The sequence below is a fragment of the Candidatus Benthicola sp. genome, assembly GCF_058719085.1.
Genome location: NZ_JBZQEK010000003.1, coordinates 1 through 21,936 on the forward strand (window position 1 = coordinate 1; position 21,936 = coordinate 21,936).

Annotated in this window: 17 protein-coding genes; 8 read left to right on the top strand and 9 right to left on the bottom strand. The window is 67.5% G+C overall.

What is annotated here, in order from left to right:
• Nucleotides 1-857 (top strand): hypothetical protein (locus AC36XV_RS00120; protein ID WP_492201649.1); only part of this gene is annotated, 857 nt, incomplete at its 5' end.
• A 108-nt stretch (nucleotides 858-965) separates the two neighbouring features.
• Here the strand turns inward: AC36XV_RS00120 and AC36XV_RS00125 are convergent.
• A complete protein-coding gene (locus tag AC36XV_RS00125; protein ID WP_492201650.1) occupies nucleotides 966-2,666 on the bottom strand; it encodes a serine/threonine-protein kinase in 1,701 nt (566 codons plus the stop codon).
• Between the two features lie 216 nt (nucleotides 2,667-2,882).
• Here AC36XV_RS00125 and AC36XV_RS00130 point away from each other — a divergent pair, with 216 nt between their 5' ends.
• Complete coding sequence (locus AC36XV_RS00130) at nucleotides 2,883-4,742, top strand: FlgO family outer membrane protein (RefSeq protein WP_492201651.1); 1,860 nt, start codon at nucleotides 2,883-2,885, stop codon at nucleotides 4,740-4,742.
• Nucleotides 4,743-4,870: 128 nt separating this feature from the next.
• Nucleotides 4,871-5,392, top strand: coding sequence for a MarR family winged helix-turn-helix transcriptional regulator (locus AC36XV_RS00135; protein WP_492201652.1), 522 nt, complete (start codon nucleotides 4,871-4,873; stop codon nucleotides 5,390-5,392).
• A gap of 47 nt (nucleotides 5,393-5,439) precedes the next feature.
• Here AC36XV_RS00135 and AC36XV_RS00140 read toward each other — a convergent pair whose 3' ends face one another.
• From AC36XV_RS00140 to AC36XV_RS00155, 4 genes are all read right to left on the bottom strand, one after another.
• A complete protein-coding gene (locus tag AC36XV_RS00140) occupies nucleotides 5,440-6,270 on the bottom strand; it encodes a DUF4097 family beta strand repeat-containing protein (protein WP_492201653.1) in 831 nt (276 codons plus the stop codon).
• A gap of 10 nt (nucleotides 6,271-6,280) precedes the next feature.
• Nucleotides 6,281-7,132 (bottom strand): DUF4097 family beta strand repeat-containing protein, encoded by an 852-nt coding sequence (locus AC36XV_RS00145; protein ID WP_492201654.1) that lies wholly within the window; start codon nucleotides 7,130-7,132, stop codon nucleotides 6,281-6,283.
• Nucleotides 7,133-7,206: 74 nt separating this feature from the next.
• The gene (locus AC36XV_RS00150; RefSeq protein WP_492201655.1) at nucleotides 7,207-7,917 is read right to left on the bottom strand and encodes an anti-sigma factor family protein; all 711 of its coding nucleotides are present in this window, start codon (nucleotides 7,915-7,917) and stop codon (nucleotides 7,207-7,209) included.
• A 144-nt stretch (nucleotides 7,918-8,061) separates the two neighbouring features.
• A complete protein-coding gene (locus tag AC36XV_RS00155; RefSeq protein ID WP_492201656.1) occupies nucleotides 8,062-8,634 on the bottom strand; it encodes an RNA polymerase sigma factor in 573 nt (190 codons plus the stop codon).
• Nucleotides 8,635-8,734: 100 nt separating this feature from the next.
• Between AC36XV_RS00155 and AC36XV_RS00160 the strand changes: the two genes are divergently transcribed.
• From AC36XV_RS00160 to AC36XV_RS00170, 3 genes are all read left to right on the top strand, one after another.
• Nucleotides 8,735-10,039: a MiaB/RimO family radical SAM methylthiotransferase gene (locus AC36XV_RS00160; protein WP_492201657.1), complete on the top strand. Its 1,305-nt coding sequence runs from the start codon at nucleotides 8,735-8,737 to the stop codon at nucleotides 10,037-10,039.
• A gap of 306 nt (nucleotides 10,040-10,345) precedes the next feature.
• Nucleotides 10,346-11,362, top strand: coding sequence for a DUF6588 family protein (locus AC36XV_RS00165; RefSeq protein ID WP_492201658.1), 1,017 nt, complete (start codon nucleotides 10,346-10,348; stop codon nucleotides 11,360-11,362).
• A gap of 94 nt (nucleotides 11,363-11,456) precedes the next feature.
• The gene (locus AC36XV_RS00170) at nucleotides 11,457-12,458 is read left to right on the top strand and encodes a zinc-dependent alcohol dehydrogenase family protein (RefSeq protein ID WP_492201659.1); all 1,002 of its coding nucleotides are present in this window, start codon (nucleotides 11,457-11,459) and stop codon (nucleotides 12,456-12,458) included.
• 38 nt (nucleotides 12,459-12,496) lie between these two features.
• On the opposite strand, the gene AC36XV_RS00175 is transcribed toward AC36XV_RS00170, so the two are convergent.
• The 4 genes from AC36XV_RS00175 to AC36XV_RS00190 are packed head-to-tail and all read right to left on the bottom strand — an operon-like array spanning nucleotide 12,497 to nucleotide 17,625.
• Nucleotides 12,497-14,776: a serine hydrolase gene (locus tag AC36XV_RS00175; protein WP_492201660.1), complete on the bottom strand. Its 2,280-nt coding sequence runs from the start codon at nucleotides 14,774-14,776 to the stop codon at nucleotides 12,497-12,499.
• Nucleotides 14,773-15,456: an ABC transporter ATP-binding protein gene (locus AC36XV_RS00180; protein ID WP_492201661.1), complete on the bottom strand. Its 684-nt coding sequence runs from the start codon at nucleotides 15,454-15,456 to the stop codon at nucleotides 14,773-14,775. The genes AC36XV_RS00175 and AC36XV_RS00180 overlap by 4 nt, the downstream gene beginning before the upstream one ends.
• Nucleotides 15,453-16,652: an ABC transporter permease gene (locus tag AC36XV_RS00185; RefSeq protein WP_492201662.1), complete on the bottom strand. Its 1,200-nt coding sequence runs from the start codon at nucleotides 16,650-16,652 to the stop codon at nucleotides 15,453-15,455. Before AC36XV_RS00185 ends, AC36XV_RS00180 begins: the two co-directional genes overlap by 4 nt.
• 13 nt (nucleotides 16,653-16,665) lie before the next feature.
• Nucleotides 16,666-17,625, bottom strand: coding sequence for an ABC transporter permease (locus AC36XV_RS00190; RefSeq protein ID WP_492201663.1), 960 nt, complete (start codon nucleotides 17,623-17,625; stop codon nucleotides 16,666-16,668).
• A gap of 513 nt (nucleotides 17,626-18,138) precedes the next feature.
• Between AC36XV_RS00190 and AC36XV_RS00195 the strand changes: the two genes are divergently transcribed.
• Together AC36XV_RS00195 and rho are read left to right on the top strand one after the other, a co-directional pair.
• Complete coding sequence (locus AC36XV_RS00195) at nucleotides 18,139-20,427, top strand: TonB-dependent receptor (RefSeq protein WP_492201664.1); 2,289 nt, start codon at nucleotides 18,139-18,141, stop codon at nucleotides 20,425-20,427.
• 260 nt (nucleotides 20,428-20,687) lie between these two features.
• Entirely contained in the window at nucleotides 20,688-21,830 is a 1,143-nt protein-coding gene (rho, locus tag AC36XV_RS00200; RefSeq protein ID WP_492201665.1) for a transcription termination factor Rho, read from the top strand.
• Nucleotides 21,831-21,936: the final 106 nt, after the last annotated feature.

Here is a 21,936-nt window from a genome sequence, read left to right on the forward strand (position 1 = left end):
GCCTCGCCGCCGTCGTCGCGATCTCGCTCGCGGCGTGCGACGACCAGCCGACGGAGCCGGAGCAGCAGGCAGCGGCCTTCAAGCCGGACAAGCTCGGAAACGGCTACCCGGCCACGCAGTTCGACTACAAGCTCAACATCCTGGGCGTTCCTCAGGGCAAGACCGCCGACATGGACAACAACAACGGCCGGCGGATCTTCGTCATGCTCGAGGGTGGCGGTGAAGTCACGAGCCCCGGTGGCAAGAACAACCACCTGAAGAACTCCGATGTGAACAAGATCTACCTGTGCAACAGCACCGACGGGCTGAACGACAGCCAGGATCCCCGTTGTGAGGCTTGGCGTGTTGACAATGCCGACGGCTTTGGAGTGATCGACGCAAACGCGACGGACAGCGATGGTGCTTTGTTCGGGATTCCCGATCCGTGTGAAGGGGTGGACAGCACGGACTCGTGCACCCCACGCTACGCGATTTGGGCGCGGGCGAAGGCTGGTAGTGGATCCGCGACGATCACGACGTGCGCGGACGAGACCGGTACTGGTTTCGACGGGTCCGATGATATCTGGTGCGGCAGCAACGGCATTACGCTGAGCAAGCAGTCGGCGTTCAAGGCCGTGCCGGTGCACGATGCACTACTCTACATGACGATCACCGTTGATGACTTCATCGATGATGGTTATGGGAACAACATCGGCGATCCTGAACTCGCCGCGTGCATCGATCCGGGTCCCAAATCAGAAGACGGCAAGCCGGACACGTACGACATCTACTTGTTCGATCGCTGCTTCGAGAACTACTTCTGGAACTACGACAACCACGGCCTTAAGAATCTGGAGTTGCGCTTCTACTCCAACTGATCGAGATCTGGGGATCTGACTGAGCCCCGCTCCCGGATCCGTCCGGGGCGGGGCTCGGCTCATCTGCCTTCGGTGTCGGCCGTCCGGGCACCGACAGGGCGCCGTACTCTACACCCCCGCCATCTCCAGCTCCGAATAGTCGTCGCTGTCGAACACCAGGTCCTCGACCGGCGGACAGAAGCAGTCGCGCACCACCTCGTCGTCCGTCATGTGCAGCTGCCACCACCTGGCGGCCCGCGTGCGGGTCCACGGGAAGGGTTCCGGAACCGCCCGCAACGCGTCCTCGAGCTCCGCGATCGACTGAAAGCGATCATCCGGGTCCTTCTCGAGGCACCTCATCACCACGTCGTCCAGTTCCTCCGGAATGGGGACCTCGCAGATCTCCGAGGGACGCCGCGGCACGGTCTTCACGTGGTCGATCATCAGGGCGACGGCCGTGTCGGCCTCGAACGGAGGACGTCCGGTCAGCATCCAGTAGGCGACGGCGCCGAACGCGTAGATATCGGCGCGAGGGCCGACGCCGGCGGTTCCGTATACCGTCTCCGGCGCGAGATATCGCGGCGTGCCGAACACGACGCCCGTCTGCGTCAGCTCCGAGGGAGTGTCCTCTCCCTGGATCCGCTTCGCCAGTCCGAAGTCCAGCACCTTGACGAAGTCGTACAGCCCGCCGCGCATGGTGAGGAAGATGTTCGAGGGCTTGAGGTCCCGGTGCACGATGCCCCGCTCGTGTGCTTCGGCCAGCGGTCCCGTGACCTGGAGGAGAAGAAACACGGTGCGGCTGGCCGGGATCGGCCCGAAGCGCTTCACGAAGCGCTCGAGGTCCATGCCCTCGAGATACTCCATGGCGTAGTAGAACGTATCCTCGCCCGCGCGCCCGAAATCGAAGATGGTGATCGTGTTCGGGTGCGAAAGGCTGGAGGAGAGCCGTACTTCCCGTTCGAACCGGGCGAGAGCCAGCTTGTCCGCCGTGCCGCTCGTCTTGAGCACCTTGACGGCGCTGGGGCGGCACATGAGGGCGTGCTCGGCCACGTAGACCCGGCCCATCCCTCCCTCGCCCAGCTCCTTGTGGAGCACGTAGTTGCCGAGCCGCTTGGCCCGGAAAGCGGTCTTCCGCAACCCGTACAGGGTCCGGGTGACGAAGACCGACGTGGCGCCGAGCAGAAGCGTGCCGACCCCGTTCATGAGCAGCTGCTCTCCGAACGTGCGGGCCGCCCCGTCGGTCCAGAAGTCCTGAAGCGCGGGCACCAGGAGATAACTCACGGCCGGAGCCGTGATCGCCGCAACGAAGGTGATGGCAGCGAGCGTCACCTGGTAGCTCAGCCGCCAGGGGATGAAGGCGGCGGGCACGAATAGGGCGAGGGCGATCCCGAAGCCGGGAATCAGGTCGGGGCGCGAGAGGGAGACCTGGATCAACGAGGCGACCACGTTCGCGGCGATGACCACGAGAGCGACCAGCTGCAGCCCGCGCACGCCCGGCCGCAACAGGTACATCCAGGCCAGACCGGCGGCGAAGGACGCCGGGTACAGGAGATCGAGCCAGTTCTTCCAATCCCACGCACCGAACGTCGTCACGGGTTCGGCGACCGGGGCCACCAGGGTCACCAGCCACATCAGCGCGTTGATGGCGAGTCCGATGCCCAGGACGAGCCGGGTGCGGTGCCACAGCTGGGCGTGTCGCTCGCGCTCGAAAGCGGAACCGAGCTGCGTGGTCCGCAAACCCAGCGAGCGTCCGATCTGGAGGTCGCTCCCGGTGGCCGTCGACTCCGGCTGCGCGGAGCCCTCGCCTCTGTCGATCGCCGAGTCCGTCAATCACGCCTCCGTTCGGTGGATCCCACGAATGTATATTGTGTATCGATCACAGTGGCCACGGCCAACGAGTCATCCCATCGCGCCGTTCGTGTGTCAAATAGTGTACAGACCGATCTCCCGAGGGGCCCGCAGGCGGCCCACGGGTCGAAGGAATAGTCGATGGCCCCGGGGCGTCCCATCTCCGGGGCAGGGTCGGCGTCAAAGCACCGAGGTTCGATGAGCTGGTTCGAAAGGCTGAGGGAAAAGCACATCTTCAGGACGGCCTTCCTGTATCTGGGCGGCGCCTGGGCGGCCATGGAAGCCATCGGCTTCTTCGTGGACAACTACGGCTGGTCCCGGACCGTGCTCGACGTGGCCGTTCTGCTCATCGTGCTCGGGTTTCCAGCCGCCCTCATCATCGCCTGGTATCATGGTGAGCCCGGAAAGCAGCAGGTGCAGAAGACCGAGGCCTCACTGCTGCTCACCCTCGCGGTCCTGGCCGCGGTCGGCACGTTCCGCCTGAGCACGGCGGCGGTGGACCCGGCCCGAACGGATCCGGGAACTCAGGGCACGGCAGCAATTCCTGCGGCCACGACCGATCTCGGCGAGCGGTCCGTGGCCGTGCTGCCCTTCGTGAACAGCACCGGGATCGACAGCCTCGACTGGCTCGGCCCCGGGATGTCGGACATGCTGACCACGAACCTCGCTCAGACCGGGGCCCTCCGGGTCGTGAGCCCGCAGCGTCTGTTCGAGCTCCTCAGGCAGGAAGGCCATTCCGAGACGGATCGGATTCCCCAGGAGCGCGCGATCGACATCGCGTCCCGTTCGGGGGCGCGCACGATGGTGCACGGCACGATTCTCGGCTCGCCGGAGGACATGGCTCTCGACGCTCAGCTCATCGACCTGACGGACGGGACGATCATCGCCGCAGAACGCGCCCGAGGGTCGGACGTGTTCGCGCTGGCCGATACGGTAGCGGAGCGACTCGCGTCCCGGCTCGTTCAGGGCGCCGAGTATCAGATGGCCGCGGCGCCCGAGAAGTCGCCGTTCGAGCTGACCGGGGACCTCGGCAAACTGCGGGAATACCAGGCCGGGGTGCGCTCGGCATGGAATCGGCTCGACAGCGACAGCCTCGACGTGCGCTACAGGCTCGTCGACATGCTCGAAATGATGCCCGGACGAGAGGAGGAGGCGCGGAGAACGCTCGAGGAGATCATCCAGATCGCTCCGGGTGAGGCACCCGCGGTCGGTCGGCTCGCGCGCATCGCCATCGTGCAGGGGGACACGGCCGCCGCCGACAGCCTGATCGTGAAGTACATGAACCTGGAGGACGACCCGCTGGCCGCGCAGGCGGGCGCGGGGCAGCTGATGGAGATGGCCGGAGAGTTCGAAGGCGCCAGAACCGCCTATCGCAGGGGGCTCGAGATCGAGCCCGCGAACACGGACCTCCTGGACCGTCTCGCACGCACGTACCTGAGGGCCAACGATCCGGCCGGGGCCCGCGAGGAGATGAGAAGCTACACGGCCAGCGAGAACCCGGTCGTCGAAGCGGAGGCGGAACTGCTGATCGGAGACGCCTGGGCCTGGGAAGGCCGATTCGACCGGGCGACGTCGGCCTACGGCCGCGCGGAGGCCGTCGGGGTGCGCGAAGGGCTCCCGGAAATCGAGGCCTCCGGGCGTGAGAGCGCCCTGTGGGTGGACGGGCTGCTCGACCCGTCCAGCGGGGTGTCCCGGATCAACAGTTCCGTATGGACGCTCCTCGACCTGGGCCGCGGAGAGACCGCGCTCAACCTCGTCGAGGCCGCGGACCGGCTGTACGTGAAGGACTCGGACCGGCTCTATCCGATCGAGTTCCACACCATCCTCTACCTCAAGGGCCGCGTGTACGAATTGCTCGGCAAGCCTCGGGCGGCCATGGCGGCGTACGGCAAGCTGCTGAAGGACTGGGGCGACGTGATTCAGGACGTTCCCCGCCTCGCGGACACGCCCGAGCGTATGGCGGCGGTGCAGGCCGAGTGGGTGGAAAAGGGGAAGCCGGCTCCCGCGGCCGCCCGACCCGGTGAGGGCAGGCCGCCTCCACCGCCTCCGGGGTCCTGACGCTTCGGAGCAAGCGAAGACCTGCATATTTCCGCGCCATCTTCGCGAGTCCTCTCCATCCGGATGATGTGGTGCGTCGGCAACGGACAGATGCTTGCGCACGCAACTATCGGCCCGCACCTTGCGGGATGACCAATCAACACGAGCATCAGCGGGCGACCGACGGTGAGGGCCTGCTCCGCACGACCCGGTCGGACGACGCGCCCGCCTGGCTGATCCAGCGAACGGCGCGTCTCCTCCGCGTGCTCTTCCTGAGGCTGATGCAGGAGGAGGATGCCGAGATCACGCCGGAGATGTGGACCGTCATGACGAGGCTCGTCGCGCGGGACGGGCAGTACCAGTCCGAGCTCGCCGAGGCGACCTATCGCGATCGGCCGAACATCAGCCGCATCCTCTCGGGAATGGAACAACGAGGGCTGGTGGCTCGCCGGGCCGATCCGGACGACCGCCGGAAGACCCGCATCCATCTGACGTCGAGAGCCCGCGAGGTCGTGGCGAGCACCGCTCCGATGGCGGCGCGGACGCGGGACCGGCTCTACGAGGGATTGGACAAGCAGGAGCTGGAGACGCTGCGGAAAGCGCTGCGGCGGATCGAATCCAACACGCTGGCCCTGCTCGGCGACCTGGAAAGCGAAGCGCCGCCCGGTTGAGGCGGCGCTTTCGCTAGTATCTTCTCCGGCCTGACGGGAGAGGGCGGTCAGCCTCCCCGCTTCAGGTGGATCGAGCCGTTCACCGTTTCCATCTCCAGGTCACGGCCACCACCACCGATCGTTCCCCGCATGTTCTTCATCGAGAACTTGCCCTGGACCGTGAGCGGAAAGTCCGTATCCAGGCTCCCGTTCACCGTCGAAGCGGACACGTCGGTGCTGACGTCGTCCGGCAGCCGAACCGTGATGCTCCCGTTCACCGTGTTGAAGTCGAGCGTGCCGTTCCAGTCGGCGCGGCCCATCGAGGCCTGGATCGACCCGTTGACCGTGCGGGCCTTCACGATTCCGGATGAGGTAATCCTGATGTCTCCATTCACGGTCGTCGCAGAGGCGTCGGCCTGAAGGTCCCCGGCTTCGATGCCTCCGTTGACGGTGGTGGCCACCAGACGAACACCGTCGGGAACCTGAACCGTGAAGTTCACCTGCACGTCGTTGTCCTTGCTGGACAGACGACCACCGTCACCCGGGGCGCACTCGTTCTTCTTCCCGCCCGCGTCCGGATAGACGGCGCAGATCGTCACGCCACCCGAATGCTCCACGACCTCGATCCGAACGTCGGCCGGATCGTCATCCTTGCCCTTCTTGACCGCGTTGACCACGACCTGGGATCCGGAGGCCCCCGTTGCCTTGATGGCCCCGTTGACGCCCTTGATCTCGATCGCGTCGCCCCGATCCACGGATCCCTGCCAGTCCCAGTCCTGCGCCTGCTGCACCCCCGGCGTCGCCTCGAAGAGGTCTCCCGCCAGCGGGGACTCGAGCGATCCCGTCAGGCTCATGAGCCCCGCGGCCGCCAGTGCGACCGCTCCCATCGTCTTCATCATCGAACCTCCTCTATGGCTTCTTCAGTGAGATCGTGCCGTCGAAGGCGGACAGCTCGACCAGGGCCTTTCCGGTTCCCACGGTGAAGGAGATCCGCTTCTTGCCGAAATCGCCTTCGAACTGGACCGGGAAGTCGGTCTCCAGGTCACCGCTGAACGTGTCGATCGAGATTCTTGCGTTCGACCCGTCCGGGATGACGATGTCGAGGTCGCCATCGTGCGTGGACAGCACGTAGCGTCCTCCGTCGGAAATCGTGCCCCGATAGGTGATGTCGCCGTCCACCGCGTTCACGCTGATGTTGTCCGAGGTGATCTCCTGCAACACGACGCTGCCGTCGACGGCTGTGGCCGTGACGGCGCCGTTCGCCCGGGTCACGGAGATGTCCCCGTCGACCGCATTGATCGCGATCTTGCCCGAAGCGCCGCTCACGGTCACGGTGCCGTCCACCGCGTTCAGCGCGACGTTGCCCGAGCCGCCGGAGAGGGAAATGTCGCCCTCGGCGGTGCTGACCTGGACGTCACCCTCGGATCCGTCGATGCTCACCTCGAGCTCGGCACCGCTCATCTCGAGTGCCATGCGTCTCGGGACCGTGATGTCGAACTCGGCGTACACCGGCTCGCCCCACTCTCCCTTGGCCGACACGTGGACCGCGCCGCCGGACTGTCGGACCTCGAGACGACCTTCCTCCTCGTCGTAGCTCGCGACGACCCGCATCTCGGCCCGGTCCCATGCCGAGATCCGTATCACGCCCTCGATCTGCGTGATCTCCAGCCGGCCGTCGGCTTGCACCGCGAAGGTGGTGTCCGCCGCCTGCTGCGCCGGAGCCGCGGCGGCCAGCATCAGGGCTGTCAGGTGCGCTATCATCGGATCCCTCCCCTTCTTCCCTATGAGAATCCCGCGACGTGACCGTCGCGATCGTTCAAACCGCTATCCGAGCCTCACGAAATCGCCAGCAGCGCTGCTTGCTGCAGGATCTGCAGCTTCCGCGTGCGCGCTTCGGCGAGGTGCCGATTCAAGTAGATGTTCGCCGGGTCCGCCTCGAGCGCTTCCCGGGCCCGAGCGATCGCCCGGTCGATGGTGGCCAGGCTGGTCTCGAGCGCTTCCACGGTCTCGGGACTCAGCTGGCCCCGTCCGATTTCCACCTTCTGCTCGAGCTCCCGGATCGTTTCCTCGTACGAGAACGATGAGGAGCTGCTGGCCGTGGCGTCCGCCGCCGCCGCGAGAGCCGCATCGGACTGCGAGGGGCCGGTTGCCGGCCGAACCGCGGTGACAGGCGCTCCGGTCTCAGACGATCCGTACCGGAGTCCCGTCGCCACCCAGGCCGTCCCGCCTCCGACGATCAGAAACGCCGCTGCCGCCGCCGCGAGCTGAGGAACGGTGAAGGAGAATCGCCGCCGCTCTCGACCCGCTGCGATCGGAACGACGTCGTCGACCCGGTCTTGCCGTATGCGTGCCTCGACACCGGGCCACAGGTCGGATCGGGGCTCGCGCCTCGGCAGCGAGGCGGCCCGGTCGCGAACCGCCCGAAGCCCTTCCAGGATCTGCCGAAGCTCCGCGTCCCCCTCGAGGGCCGCGTCGAGCTGCGCCCGCTCTTCCCCGGAGAGCTCGTCGTCCAGGTACTCCGAGAGTTTTTCGGTCCAGTCGATCATCGTATCGTCCTTCGATCGCACTCGTTGCGCGGTTTCAGTCTTCCAGCGTGCGGTTTCTCCCGCACAGGATTCGATCCCGGGAGACGGCCGAAGGTTGAAAGGGCCGGATTCCGCCGCCCTCACACCTCGCCCGCCGGCTCCGGTTCAAAGGCTCACGTACTCGCGCAGCAGCATGCGGGCCCGGTGCAGCTGCGCCTTCGTCGTTCCTGTGGTGACCCCGAGCATTTCTGCGATTTCACGATGCTTGAAACCCTCGATGTCGTGGAGAACGAATACCTCGCGGGCGCCGTCTGGAAGACGCTTCATGCCGGCCTCGAACTCGGCGCCCATGGCTGGCCGCGGGTCGGGGCCCGACGCCTTCTCGATCACCGCCTCCGAATCGGGGTGCTGCCGTTCGCGTCGAATCCCGAGCTTCTTACGGCGTCCGAGAACCAGGTTGACGGCGACGCGGTGAAGCCACGTCGTGAAAGCCGAGTCGCCCCGGAACGTCCCGAGCTTCCGCCACACGCGGACGAAGACGTCCTGCGTGACTTCATCGGCCAGCTCGTCGTCGAGCATGCGGGCGGCGAGCGAGTGCACCCTCGCCACGTGCCTGCGATACAGGCGCTCGAAGGCCGCCACGTCGCCGGCCGCCGCGAGGCGGACGTCGTCGATGTCGCGGTTCGCGGCCGAGTCGTCGCCGCCGGTGGTCATGGCCAGTGCGATGCTCGCATTCATCGGGAGGGTTGGATGGCTATGAAACAGGAATGGTTGAAACCGGCGAGTTGCGCAACACGCCCTCGCGACGCATTTCGTCCGCTACTCGACGAGGAGTCCGATGAGAGCAGCAGTCTGGTATCATACGTTCGGCTGCAAGGCGAACCAGTACGACACGGAGCGCATGCGCCAGGAGCTGGAGAGCCGCGGCGCCGTCACCTGTGACGTTCCGGACTCGGCCACGACGGCCGTTCTCAACACGTGTACCGTGACCGATCAGGCCGATCGCTCGGCCCGCCGCATGATCCGGCGGCTGCATCGTCGGTACCCGGACCTCCGCATCGTGGTAGCCGGCTGTTCCTCCGCCCTGCGAGCCGAGGAGTACCGTGCCATGGGCGAAGTGACTGCCGTGGTCGAAGGCCAGGACCCGGTTTCGGTCGCGCTGGAGGTGGCGCCGGAGGCCGCCCTCGCGGACGCCGACGAAGAGCCGATCGGTGGGGTGCTGCTGGCGGCGAACCGGCGCGGAAGCCGCGGGTGGATGAAGATCCAGGACGGGTGCGATCGCCGCTGCTCGTTTTGCGCCACCCGGATCGCCCGCGGCGTGAGCCGCTCGCGCCCGCCCGCCGAGCTGATCGACGAGGCCCGCCTGCTGTCGCGAAAGCACGGCGAGATCGTCCTGACCGGTATCCACATCGGTCATTACGGACGAGACCTTCCGGCCCCGGATACGCTCGCCCGGCTGTGCCGCGAGCTGCTCGAGGGGGTGCCCGGGGTTCGGTTCCGGCTCGGCTCGATCGAGGCCACCGAGATCGACGGGGAGCTTCTGGCGCTCCTCGAATCCTCCGGCGGCATGCTGGCGCCCCACCTGCACCTGCCGCTTCAGAGCGGCAGCGATGCGGTGCTGCGGCGAATGCGACGGTGGCACACACGGGAGCAATATCGGAGGCGGGTCCTCGAGATCGCGGATCGCGTGCAGCCCCTGGGCCTGGGCGCCGACATCATCACCGGGTTTCCCGGTGAGAGCGACACGGACCATGCCCTGACCCGGGCGCTGGTCGAGGAGCTTCCCTACACCTACCTGCACGTGTTTCCCTACTCCTCCCGCGAGGGCACGCCCGCGGCCGGCCTTCCGAACCCCGTACCGGCCCATCTGGCGGCCGAGCGTTCCCGCGAGCTGCGGGAGCTCGGGGTCGAGAAGGGCACGGCCTACGCCGAAGCTCGTTCAGGTGGTCACGCCCTGGTCGCCGTGGAGACGGAGACGAACGGTCTGACGGGCGACTATCTCCGAGTCCGCCTCGCGGGCTCGCCGGTCCACCCGGGAAGCCTCGTTCCGGCCCGCCTGACCGGCGTGCCGACGGATCTCCGCGCCGCAGCCGGAGCGACGGGCCGCGCAGCGCTACCCGTTCTCGCCGCCTCTCCAGGGTAGGCGAGCCGGCCAGAGCGGATCGTTCCCCGCGATCTGCAACGATTGCAGGACCGTGCGGTCGGAGGGCAGGTCAGCCCCGGGCCTCCATGGGGCCGGTTCCCATTCCTCGCGGTCGCAGCGAACCTGCGCAACGGGCGCTCTGGCAATGCAATAGGACGGACCGATCGGTTCGACCGAAACCTCCTTAGCCACGGGGCGCCGGCTGGCGCGGCTCCTGCTTCCTCTTCCGGGCCGACGAAGATTCTCGTCCGAGACGATCGAAGGGAATCTCCAGACCAGAACCGCAAAACGGACAGGATCGAGTCGATGGACGCACAGCCTCGCCGCCTTCGGGACAGGATCATTCGGCTCATGGCCATCGCCTGCCTCTTCGGGATGCCGACCGGGGCGCAGGCCCAGGACGTGTCCGAGTCCCTCAGCAGCCTGAACGAGGCGAACGGGAAGCTGTACATCGGCCCGCTCTCGACCGGACTCGCGGCCGCGCTGAACTCGGGCTTCTACCACACCGCCGCCGTGCACGATGTGCTCGGCTTCGACATCGGGTTTCGGGTCATGGGCTCGTTCGTCCCGACGGACCTGGACACGTTCAATCCCGTACTTCCGGACTCCGTCGTGATCGAGGGGCGCACGTTCTTCGATCCCTACGGTCCGGCCGGTGGGTCGTCCCTCGTCTCGCCGACCGTCACCGGCGTGGGCCAGGGAATCGTTCTCGCTCCGCAGGGAGAGTTCCGGGACTCCCTGATCGCCGTCGGCGAAAACCCGGCCGATTACGACATCCGGTTTCCGGAAGGCTACGACATCCCGATCGCTCCGTATGCGGCGGTCCAGGGGGCGATCGGAATCCCTCTCGGGACGGAGATCGTCGTTCGCTTCATCCCGAGCTTCACCCCGAGCGATGACGTGGGATCGATCTCCATGGTCGGTGGGGCCATCAAGCACTCGATCGACCAGTGGATCTGGAACACCCCCCCGCTCCACCTGGCGGTGGCCTTCGGTTTCCAGCACTTCCAGGTCGGGGACTACCTGGACGCGAACTCCACCCAGTTCTCACTGATCGCCAGCAAGAAGCTCTCGGTGCTCACGCTGTACGGGGCGGGCACCCTCGAGACCGCGAACCTCGACATCTCCTACGAGTTCGAGCCCGACATCGCCGCCGATGTGCCGGTCGAGCTCCAGAAGGTCGAGTTCACCCAGGAGACCCCGAACCGCGAGACGCTGAAGCTGGGCGCGACGCTGGCGCTCGGGCCAGTCGGGGTGAACGCCGAGTACACGGTGGCCTCCCGGGACGTGCTCACCGCATCGCTGCTGTTCGGAATCTTCTGACACGCTTCGCGGGTCGCTCCCATCCCGGCGCCCGGAGGCATAGCTTTCCAGTCTGCGCTGTTCGCCCACCGCAACTCTGGCTGGAGGCGGAGCGATGAGAGCCATGGTCCTCGAGCAGATCGCTCCCGTGGAGGAGCGGCCGCTGCGCCTGGTCGACTTACCCGATCCGGAGCCGGGTCCGGGTGAGATCCGGGTGCGAGTACGAGCGTGCGGTGTCTGCCGCACGGATCTGCACGTCGTGGAGGGCGATCTGCCCGAGCACACCCTGCCCATCATCCCGGGTCACCAGATCGTGGGCGAGGTCGACGCGCTCGGGCCGGATGCGAGCCGCTTCTCGGTCGGGGACCGTGTGGGAATCGCCTGGCTCAGGAGTACCTGCGGCACATGCGAGTACTGCGAGGGAGGAAACGAAAACCTGTGTCCCGACTCGCGCTACACCGGCTACCACGCGCACGGAGGGTACGCGGAGCTGGCGCTGGTTCCGGAGGCCTACGCGTACCGGATCCCGGAAGGGTACGATGAAATCCAGGCGGCGCCCCTGCTGTGCGCCGGGATCATCGGATACCGGGCGCTGGAACGTGCCGCGGTCCCCCCGGGTGGGAAGCTCGCCCTGTACGGTTTCGGCTCCTCGGCCAGCGTGGTCATCCAGATCGCGCTGCATCGGGGTCATGAGGTCTACGTGGTCTCGCGCGGGGACAGTCACCGGCAGCTCGCGCGGCAGCTGGGGGCGTGCTGGGTAGGCGAGGCAGGCGAAAAGCCGCCCGAGGCCGTGGACAGCGCGATCATCTTCGCGCCGGCGGGAGAGATCGTGCCGGAGGCGCTCGAAGCGGTCCGAAAGGGCGGAACGGTGGCGATGGCGGGCATCTACATGTCAGTGGTTCCGGCGCTCGACTACGAGAAGCACCTGTTCCACGAGAAGAACCTGCGGAGCGTGGAAGCCAACACCCGGGAAGACGGTCGGGGTCTGCTCAGGGAGGCGGCGGCCGTGCCGGTGCGCGCCCGGGTGACGCGGTTCCCGCTCGAGCAGGCGAATGAAGCGCTGATCCGGCTGAAGGAGGACCGGATCGACGGAAGCGCGGTGCTCGTGGTGGACTGAGCCGCCGACGAACCCCGGGTCGCCGGCCTGCGACCGCCTCAGTCGTCGACCGCGATCTCCTGCCGGTGGTCCCAGATGATCCGACTCACGTCCGCCGCTGCCCGCCGGGTCACCCGCTCATCGTCCACGCCACGCGTGAGCACGACCAGTACGTAGGGGGATCCTCCGGGGGGAAGCACGATGCCGCCGTCGTGGTCCACGGCGGTGATCCACCCCGTCTTGTGCGCCACGGGAACCCCGGGCGGAAGACCGGCCGGGATCGCATCGTTGAATTCCTGCTCCGACAGGATGTCAATCATCGCTTCCGTGGCCGCCGGGCCCGCGAGCTCCCCTCGACCCAGTGCCGTGTAAAGCTCGAGCAGTCCCCGCGCCGTCGTCGTGTTGTTCAGCCCGGCCCGATACGCCGGGATGTCTTCGACTCCCCGCAGCACTCGCATGCCGTCCGCTCCGACCGACTCCAGGAGGACGGCGATGGAGTCGGGCTCGGCGATCTCGATGAGAAGGTTCGTGGCCAGATTCGAGGAACGGGTAATCATTCGGTCCACCAGCTCGCGCACGGTGACCTCGGACCCGACCTGCTCGTACAGAGTCGAGTCACTGTCGTCCTCCGGCGAGAGCGAATACGCGCTCCCGTCCAGGATGCTGGTGAAGTCGTTCCGGACCGGCACGGGGCCGTCGAGGCTCAACTGACCGGACTCGGCCATGCGGTACAGCCGGGCCATCACGGGCACCTTCATCATGCTCGCCGCATGAAACTCGAGGTCCGGGTCGAGGAGGACCTCCTCTCCCGACTCGAGGTCGCGGTATGCGACTGCGAACTCCGCGCCCGATTCGTTCATCCGGCTCTCGATGGCCCGGGTCAGTCGTTCGGAACCGGTCGTCCAGGTCTCGAAGAAGCCGGCGCCCGTCGACGACACGGCCTCCCCGAGCAGTCTCCCTCGAACCTCCGTTCTACCGCGCATCTGGTAGAACCTCGCCGCGTCCGCTTCCCGCGGCGTGACCCGCACGTGATCGACGTCGACCGCCAGCGTTACGGTGTCGCTTCCCCGGTCGGCGCGTAGACGAAAGCCGGCCGGCGCTTCCGACCGTGCGCTCGAGTCGTCTCCGGCCTGCCACGCGTACTCCAGGTCGCGAACCGGAAGCACGCCCCTCAGACCGAGGCTGTCCACGGCGAACAGGAACCGGCCGCCCATCGCGCCACCGGATCGGCGCACTCCGCCGTAGATCAGGGAGAGGTCGCCGGCTCGGGCCACGCCCCAGTCCCAGGTCACGTCGCTCCACACGCCCCAGTTGTGATCGTGATACGCGGGTGCATCGACCAGCGAGGTGCACCTCGCCTCGAGGCACACCTGTCCTTCCGCCAGGCCGCCCAGCGCCGGGACGACGTATCCGGAGGCGAAGCCGCCCGGCGAGACGTCGACCGGCGGGAGGTACCGGTGCGGATCGGGCGTCAGCGAGAGCTCGAGGGTCAGCGAGTCGCCCCTTCCGTCTACGGCCGGGACCACCGCGCGGAGCCCGTATCGTCCCCCGGAGGTCAGGCGGACCCGGGACGCCCCGAGGTCCAGGTCGGGACGGTCGGTATGGAAGCGGATGTCCGCGGCCTCGATCCGGCCTTCGAACCGCCTCTCGGTGCCGTCTGTGCGGACGAGGTTGGCGAGAAGCTGCCCTCCCCAGCGGCCATCCGGAACGTCTCCGCCCACCAGATAGGTCAGATACAGCCACCAGCTCCGGTCCGGGGCCAGGATGTTGAAGTAGTGCCACTCGGCCCACGTCGAGTCGTCAGCCGCCGCTCCTGCGGGAAGGTGAAACGCGTCGATCTCCGCCAGTCGGGCCGAGTCCGACGGCGCCAGCCACCGTCGATCCGCCTCGCTGTCCTCCCAGCTTCCCGCCAGGAGTGCCGGGGAGACCCCCAGCGCGGAGGCCCGGCTGGGGATCTGTCCCCTCGCCGAGATCGCGACGACCGTGTCGCCGACATGCAGCTGGAGAAGCGCATCATCGATCCACGGTGAAGCCGCCTCGATCTCTTCGGCGAATCTCGGACCGGAGAGCACTCCCCTGTACAGGAAGCGGGCCTGATCGATGGTGAAGTACAGAGAACTCACGCCGCCCGTCTTCAGGGTTTCCAGGTCGATCCCGGCGGGTACGACGATGAGGTCGCCGCCTCCAAGCAGTTCGCGGTCGCGCGACTGCTCCACCAGGGCATCGCCGATCGAGAGCAGGGCGACGGTCACTCCGACCCCGAGCCCGTATCCGATCAGGAGCAGGAGCGAGCGGCCCGGCCGCTGGGCCAGGGACTGCCACACCAGCCTCCCGATCATTCCTGGATCCTTCCGTCCACCAGGGTCAGCACCTGGTGAGCGCCGGCGGCGAACTGCAGATCATGGGTGGCCACCACGATGGCGGTCCCTTCCTCGTTGAGGGACCGGAACAGGTCCAGCATGCCGGCGGATGTGACCCGGTCCAGCTCGCCGGTCGGTTCATCGGCCAGCAAGAGGGCGGGGCGGTTCGCGAGGGCGCGCGCCACGGCGACGCGCTGTCTCTGACCGCCCGACATCTCTCCCGGCCGATGCTCGAGCCGGTGACCCAGCTCCACCCGCTCGAGAAGCCCGGCGGCGCGCTCCCGGCGTTCGCTCCTGCTCATGCCCGCCTCGGCCATCGGAAGCTCGACGTTCTCGAGCGCCGTCAGCATCGGAAGCAGGTGAAACCTCTGGAACACCAGGCCCACGTGAAGCAGCCGGAAGCGAGCCCGCTCCGGCTCGCTCATGGTGGAGACGTCGGTGCCGTCCAGGTGCACCGTACCGGTGGTCGGAGTGTCCACGGCGCCGAGAAGGTGGAGAAGCGTGGACTTGCCCGAGCCGCTCGGTCCGACGACGGCCAGGAACGCTCCGGGGCTCACGTCGAGCGAGATGCCCCGCACGGCCTCGATCACATCACCCCGAAGCCGGTATTCCCGCCTCACGTTCTTCGCGACGACGAGCCCGCCGTTCCCTCCGCTCACGGCTCCTCCCGGTGCAAGGTGGTGGCGATCGGGGCGTTCATCGCCCTCCACGCCGGGACGAGGGCCGCGAGGACGCCGGCCAGAAGGATACCTCCCCCCGCGGCGGCGACCCGGCCCGGCTCCAGGACGAAGAAACGGATGGCCGACGGCAGGCCCGGGAAGTCGGAGAGAATCTTCTCCAGCTGGCCGGCGACTCCGATCCCGAGCCACAGTCCGACCGCCGCCGCCGCGACGCAGAGCAGCAGGCTCTCGACGGCGAAAGCCGAGACGAGAGATCGGCGAGAGATCCCGATCGCCCGGAGCGCCGCGATCGTGCCGTACCGATCGTTGATCGAGATGGCCATGATCGTGCCGATGAGCAGCGTCGTCACGATCAGGCTCACGGTTCCGAGAATGGCCGCCAGCTGCCGGAAGTAGGAGAGCCTCTGGGCGGCCCGGTCGACCAGCTGGCCGACGGAGGCGATCTCCAGTTCGGGAAAGGTCCGGCTCAAAGCCTCCGCCACCGAGTCGGGATCGGCCGTATCCTCTACGTCGACCATCATGAGGGAGGCCTCGTCGGGCCGGTCGGCCAGCTCGCCGAGCGCGGCGAGATCCATCGCAGCCGGTCGCTCTCCGGCCGACGCATACAGGAATTCGCCCACCCCCGAGACCACGAAGCGGCGAGCCCTCGAACCCGCTTCCGCGAAACTCCCGGGAACCCTCAGAAGGATCGTGTCTCCGGTCTGGAGTCCCTCCTCCCGGAGCTGTCTGCCGATCACGATCCGATCGACCCTGTCCCCGGGCGCCGACGGACGGAGATCGCCGAGGTCCGAGCCCTCGATCAGGCGGTAGATGCCCTGCTGTCCGGGGTCGACGCCCAGGGCGAAGACTCTCGCCTCACCCGACCCTGCGCGGAGCAGGTTGGAGGCGAGCACGGGGGAGACCGCTTCGACCGAAGCATCCGCCTCAAGGATCTCCCGAACCCGCGTCGCGTCCGAGAACGTGGCCCCCGTGTCGAACGGGAGCGTGCCGCCGGGGGAGACACGGAGCTCGTATCCGGCGGACGTGAGGAGGTTGCGGAAGCTCGAATCGAGGCCCCCGCCGAGCATCAACATGTCGAGAAGCATCGCGCAGGCCACGGCCACGCCGGCCACGGCCAGGAAGGACCGGGCCGGGTGACGCAGCAGCTCCCGAGCGGAGTAGCGAAGGATCATCATCGGTCCGCGCGGCTCATCGGCCGACCTCCTCGAGGGCATCGACCTGGAGCAGTCGCAGCGCCGCCACGCCGCCTGCGACCAGTCCGAGCACCACGGCGAGCACGAGGCCGGTTCGAACGGTCTCGGGCGTGACGATCGAGAAGGACAGCGTGGTCTGGTAGGCCCGCTGATAGAAGGCATTGATGACGGTCGAGGCCAGGTAGCCGATGCCGACGCCCATCGCCCCTCCGGCGGCGGAGACGAACGCCGCTTCGAGCATCAACCACGCCAGGAGCGTCCGTCGGGAGACGCCGACCAGCCGCAAGGCCGCCACCTGCGTACGGCGCTCCTGCACCTTCAGCGTCATGATGCAGGCGAGGAAGACCCCACCGGCCGTGATGGTGATCAGTCCGATGGCCCGGTGGAAGCGCCGCACCACTTCGAAGGTGGTGGAGGCCCGGTCCGCCACCTCGCTCGCTCCCAGCACCCGGGTGCCGGGCAGCAGCGACTCGAGCCGACGTTGAAGGGCAGCGGAACCAGGTCCGCTCCCCGCGTCGCCGATGGTCCCGATCGAATCGCCACTCACCGGGTCGGTTCGGAGCCGCACGGAAAACCGGTCCACCTCGTCTTCGCGACCGGCGAGGAGCGCGACGTCGGGAAGGTGCATGATGATCTTGGGGCGCTCGCGGGCCAGCTCCGATGGATCGGCCTCAGGCTCGTACACGCCCGAGAGGGTCGCCAAACAGGGTGCCTCGGTCAGGGGGCCGGCCATGGCGAGCGTGTCTCCGACTTCGAGGGAGAAGCGATCCGCAAGCCGACGCTCGACGAGTATCTCCGGCGCAGCCGGGCACTCCCGAGCGGAAGCGGGAACCTGGGCCACAGCCGACGATGCGGCGAGGCAGAGCAGGGTAGGAGCCGCCGCGCCGGCGAAGAACTCGGTCCTTCCGATGATTCCGCGGATCTTCCGGCCTGCCTTCCGGTATCTTCTCAACACGTGTCCGTCTCGAAGTTTGCGGGATCTTCCCTGCGGACTCATCCTGTCCGAGATCCGATACACGCGGGAGCTTTGAGTCCTGGTACAAGCTGTGGAGACTACGGGAAGGTACGGCGCCTCGCCACAAAGCAGGGATTCGCGAGGCCGGAGGGCGGGTCGGCGGAGCGGTCGCTCGGCCGGTCGCCTGGTCGCTCTGCTCTTCGTCGGGATCTTCCTGTCCGGAACGATCGCCGGCGCCGCCCACGCGCACGAGGGCGGTCAGACGCAGGCGTACTCCTGTGCCGTATGCGCGCACGCCGGAGCCTCCGCCGAGGCGCCGCAGGTTCCGGTACCGGTCTTCACCTGTCCCGAATCGAACCTGTCCGAGTCGGCCGCCGCACCCGCCTTCCACGGCCGAAAGGTCGTCCGATCGACCCGGGCCCGGGCTCCTCCTCTCTGAGCGTTCTTCGTTGCTTTCCGACGAGCCGCTGCGACTCGCCGCGCCCGTCCTGACGAAATTCGTTTGGAGACAGAATGATCAACGACAGAATACGAACGAGCCTGATCAGGCTCGGGATCGCGGTCGTCCTCGTGGGGGTGATCGTCGCCTCGCTCGCACGGCCGGCGCTGGCGCAGCAGTCGGCGTCGGTCCTCTCGGGCCAGGTCACCACTCCGAAGGGAGACGCCGCGGTCGGCGCCGAGGTCCGGGTCGTGGGGCTCGGTCGGCACGTGGACACGGATGAGGACGGACGATTCCAGCTTACCGTCCCCCCGGGATCCTACGTGATCGAGGTGTACAGTCCGCGCTTCGGCCGCGCCGTGGAGCGTGTGACGCTCGCGGCAGGCTCCGAAGTGACGCTCGACGTAGAGCTGGAGCCGGTCTTCCACGCCGAGCCGATCATCGCCAGCGTGGGCCCGAGCGCCCGCACTCAGACCGAGTTGTATCAGGCCACCGACGTGCTCGGCGGACGCGACCTGGTGGAGAAGGGACGAAGCTCGCTCGGGGAGACGCTGGCCGAGCAGCCCGGCGTCACGTCCACCTATTACGGCCCGGGCTCGAGCCGGCCGGTAATCCGGGGACTCCAGGGCGATCGGGTCCGGATTCTGGAGTCGGGGATCGGAAGCGGGGACGTTTCCGCCAGCGGGCCGGATCACGCCGTGGCCGTGGAGCCCATGCTGGCCGGCCAGATCGAAATCATCCGGGGTCCCTCGACGCTGCTCTATGGGAGCTCCGCGATCGGTGGTGCGGTCAACATGATCGATACGCGCATTCCCCGTGAGACCTCCGAGCATGCCGTGTCGGGCTTCGTACAGATGCAGGGCGCCACCGTGAGCGATGAGCTGAACGGGGGGGGCTCCGTGAACGGGTCGTTCGGGAACGTCGCCTGGAATGCGAGCGGCCTGCTGCGAAATACCGACGACTACAACATCCCCGGTCCCGCGGTGGCCCTCGGTGCACAGGAGCCGGACGAAGAGCATCCGGACCTCGGATACCTGGAGAACAGCGCCCTGTCGACGCAGACCGGATCGGTTGGCGGGTCCTGGGTCGGCTCGGCGGGCTACCTCGGCGCCGCCGTGAGCGGATACGGAACGAGGTACGGCGTGCCGGGCCACGAGCACGAGGAGGAGCCGGGGGCGCCGGAGGAGGCGCACGGCGGGGTGGAGATCGATCTCGAGCAGGTACGCTACGACCTGGAGGGAGCCTGGAGCTTCGGCGGCGCCCTGGTTCGGTCGGCGAAGCTGCGGGCGGGCTACTCGGACTACCGGCATCAGGAGCTCGAAGGCGAGATGGTGGGAACCCAGTTCGACCGCAATTCCGTCGAGGGTCGGTTGGAGGCCACGCACGCGGATCTCGGCCCGGTCACCGGCACCGTGGGGCTCCAGTACGGCTACGAGAACGTCGAAGCCACGGGCGAGGAGGCGTTCCTGCCCGACACGAAGACCGATGCGCTGGCGCTGTTCCTGTACGAGGAGGTCCCGGTCGGGGCGGTGAGCTTCGGAGTCGGCGCCCGCTGGGAGGGCAACCGGCACGACGTCGTGGACGGCCGGAGCCGGAACGACGACGGCTTCTCCGGGTCCCTGGGCGTCAACTGGTCCGCATCGGACGCCGCCACGGTCACCGTCTCGGTATCCCACTCCACCAAGCTCCCGACGGCCGAGGAGCTCTACTCCGATGGGCCGCACGTCGCCACCCGGCTGTACGAGGTCGGGAACCCGAACCTGGTCAACGAGAGCGGAAACAGCCTCGACGCGGCCCTGATCGTGGGCGACGGGCCGGTCACCGGGCAGCTCTCCGGGTACGTGAACGACTTCAACGATTTCATTTTCCTCATGCCGACGGACTCGATCGAGGATGGCTTCCCGGTCGCCCTGTATCAGCAGGAGGACGCGTTCTTCTACGGCTTCGAGGTGAGCCTGACGGTGTCGATTCTCCACAGGCCCGGGAATCACCTCGCGCTCACGGGCTTCAGCGACTACGTGTGGGCCGAGCAGACCGAGACCGATCAGCCGCTTCCTTACATCCCTCCGCTTCGATGGGGAGGAGGGGCCGTGTGGGAGATCGACCGCTGGCAGGCGTCAGTCGAGCTGAGACGTACCGAAGAGCAGACGCGGGTCGCGGCCTACGAAACGACCACGCCGGGGTACACGTTCCTCAACGCATCCGTCGGCTACACCTTCTTCTCCGGGAATCTGGTGCACGAGCTGACGCTGCGTGGAACCAACCTGCTCGACGAAGAGGCGCGCAATCACGTGTCGCTCCTCAAGGACATCGCGCCCCTGCCAGGCATCGATCTGAGGTTGACGTACCGGCTGCTCTTCTAGGTTGCCCGATGACCGAAGGTTGATTCCACCGGTCAGAGTGCTATGATACAGGCCTCGGTCGAGGTCGAGCTCCGCACGTGAGCGGGCCCGACCGAGCCGACCCGCGGCTCCGCCGGGGATCCCCCTCAGGTCCGCCGGGTCTCAGGTAGCTCCATGCTGCTTCTGTTTCGATCCTCATGGTCGGGCGGCGGACGGTGTGGTCGATTTTCCCTGGCTCGTGGCCTGGCTGCGCGGGTCGATCAGCAACGAACGGAAATCCATTGACGAACGAAGGAACCCTCGGGGTGCTCGAAGTCCTCGGCGGAAAGTCGGGGTTCATCCGGCGCAAGCACACCAGTTACACGCCGAGCGATGATGACATCTACGTCGGGCAGCGCCTGATCCACAGGCACAAGCTCCGCTCGGGCGATGAAATCGCCGGAGAGGTGGGCAATCCGCCCGGCAAGGGGAAGAGCCCGCCGCTGAAGCAGGTGTTCTCGGTGAACGGCATACCGGTCGAGGAGCTGGGCCATCGGCGCGACTTCAAGCGGCTCTCGGCCCAGCATCCGAAGGAGCAGCTCCGGCTCGAATGCGGGCTCGAGCGTCGAGGGTCGCCGGATCCGACCAACCGGATCATCGACCTGTTCTGCCCGCTCGGGAAGGGGCAGCGGGCCATGATCGTCGCCCCGTCCAAGGCCGGGAAGACGATGGTCCTCCAGGCGATCGCCGAGGGGATCGTCAAGAACTATCCGGAGTCGGCGGTCTTCATTCTGCTCGTCGATGAACGGCCGGAGGAGGTGACGGAGATGGAGGCCTGCGGCTACGGCGAGGTGGTGGCCTCGAGCTTCGACTACCCGGCCGACCGGCACGTCCAGGTGGCCGAGATCACCCTCGAGAGGGCGCGGCGCCGGGCCGAGATGGGGCAGGACGTCGTGATCATCCTGGACTCGATCACCCGTCTCGCCCGGGCGTACAACACGGTGGAGGATGGCACGGGCCGGACCCTGTCGGGCGGGCTCGACGCCGGTTCCCTCGACAAGCCGAAGCGTTTCCTCGGAAGCGCCCGCTACATCGACCCTGCCGAGGGAGGCGGGTCGCTCACGATCATCGCCACCGCCCTGGTGGACACGGGCTCCCGGATGGACCAGGTCATCTTCGAGGAGTTCAAGGGCACCGGGAACAGCGAGCTCGTGTTGAGCCGTGAGCTGGCCGACCGCCGGATCTTCCCGGCGATCGATCTGAACGCGAGCGCCACGCGGCGCGAAGAGCTGCTGCTCTCCGACGCGGCGCTGACTGCCTCTCATGCCATGCGGCGGGAGCTCAGCGGCATGTCCGAGGTGGACGCGATGAGCGAGGTGCTGGGCATCATGCGACGCACCGAGACCAACTCGGTGCTCCTCGACAAGATCGCGGCACGCATCTAGCATTGTCACTTCTGAATCCGTGAACCCGGCGCGGGGGCGCTGCATCGCCTCCCCGCCGGGTCGCGCATCGGCGCCGTTCGTGCCGAGCGCCCGGCGGCACCCGTTC

Excerpts from the sequence above, each read along its gene's own strand:
- AC36XV_RS00140 (WP_492201653.1), bottom strand. The coding sequence starts at position 6,270 with ATGATGAAGACGATGGGAGCGGTCGCACTGGCGGCCGCGGGGCTCATG.
- AC36XV_RS00135 (WP_492201652.1), top strand. The coding sequence starts at position 4,871 with ATGACCAATCAACACGAGCATCAGCGGGCGACCGACGGTGAGGGCCTG.
- AC36XV_RS00130 (WP_492201651.1), top strand. The coding sequence starts at position 2,883 with ATGAGCTGGTTCGAAAGGCTGAGGGAAAAGCACATCTTCAGGACGGCC.
- AC36XV_RS00175 (WP_492201660.1), bottom strand. The coding sequence starts at position 14,776 with ATGATCGGGAGGCTGGTGTGGCAGTCCCTGGCCCAGCGGCCGGGCCGC.
- AC36XV_RS00185 (WP_492201662.1), bottom strand. The coding sequence starts at position 16,652 with ATGATGATCCTTCGCTACTCCGCTCGGGAGCTGCTGCGTCACCCGGCC.
- AC36XV_RS00165 (WP_492201658.1), top strand. The coding sequence starts at position 10,346 with ATGGACGCACAGCCTCGCCGCCTTCGGGACAGGATCATTCGGCTCATG.
- AC36XV_RS00155 (WP_492201656.1), bottom strand. The coding sequence starts at position 8,634 with ATGAATGCGAGCATCGCACTGGCCATGACCACCGGCGGCGACGACTCG.
- AC36XV_RS00150 (WP_492201655.1), bottom strand. The coding sequence starts at position 7,917 with ATGATCGACTGGACCGAAAAACTCTCGGAGTACCTGGACGACGAGCTC.
- AC36XV_RS00195 (WP_492201664.1), top strand. The coding sequence starts at position 18,139 with ATGATCAACGACAGAATACGAACGAGCCTGATCAGGCTCGGGATCGCG.
- AC36XV_RS00145 (WP_492201654.1), bottom strand. The coding sequence starts at position 7,132 with ATGATAGCGCACCTGACAGCCCTGATGCTGGCCGCCGCGGCTCCGGCG.
- AC36XV_RS00160 (WP_492201657.1), top strand. The coding sequence starts at position 8,735 with ATGAGAGCAGCAGTCTGGTATCATACGTTCGGCTGCAAGGCGAACCAG.
- AC36XV_RS00170 (WP_492201659.1), top strand. The coding sequence starts at position 11,457 with ATGAGAGCCATGGTCCTCGAGCAGATCGCTCCCGTGGAGGAGCGGCCG.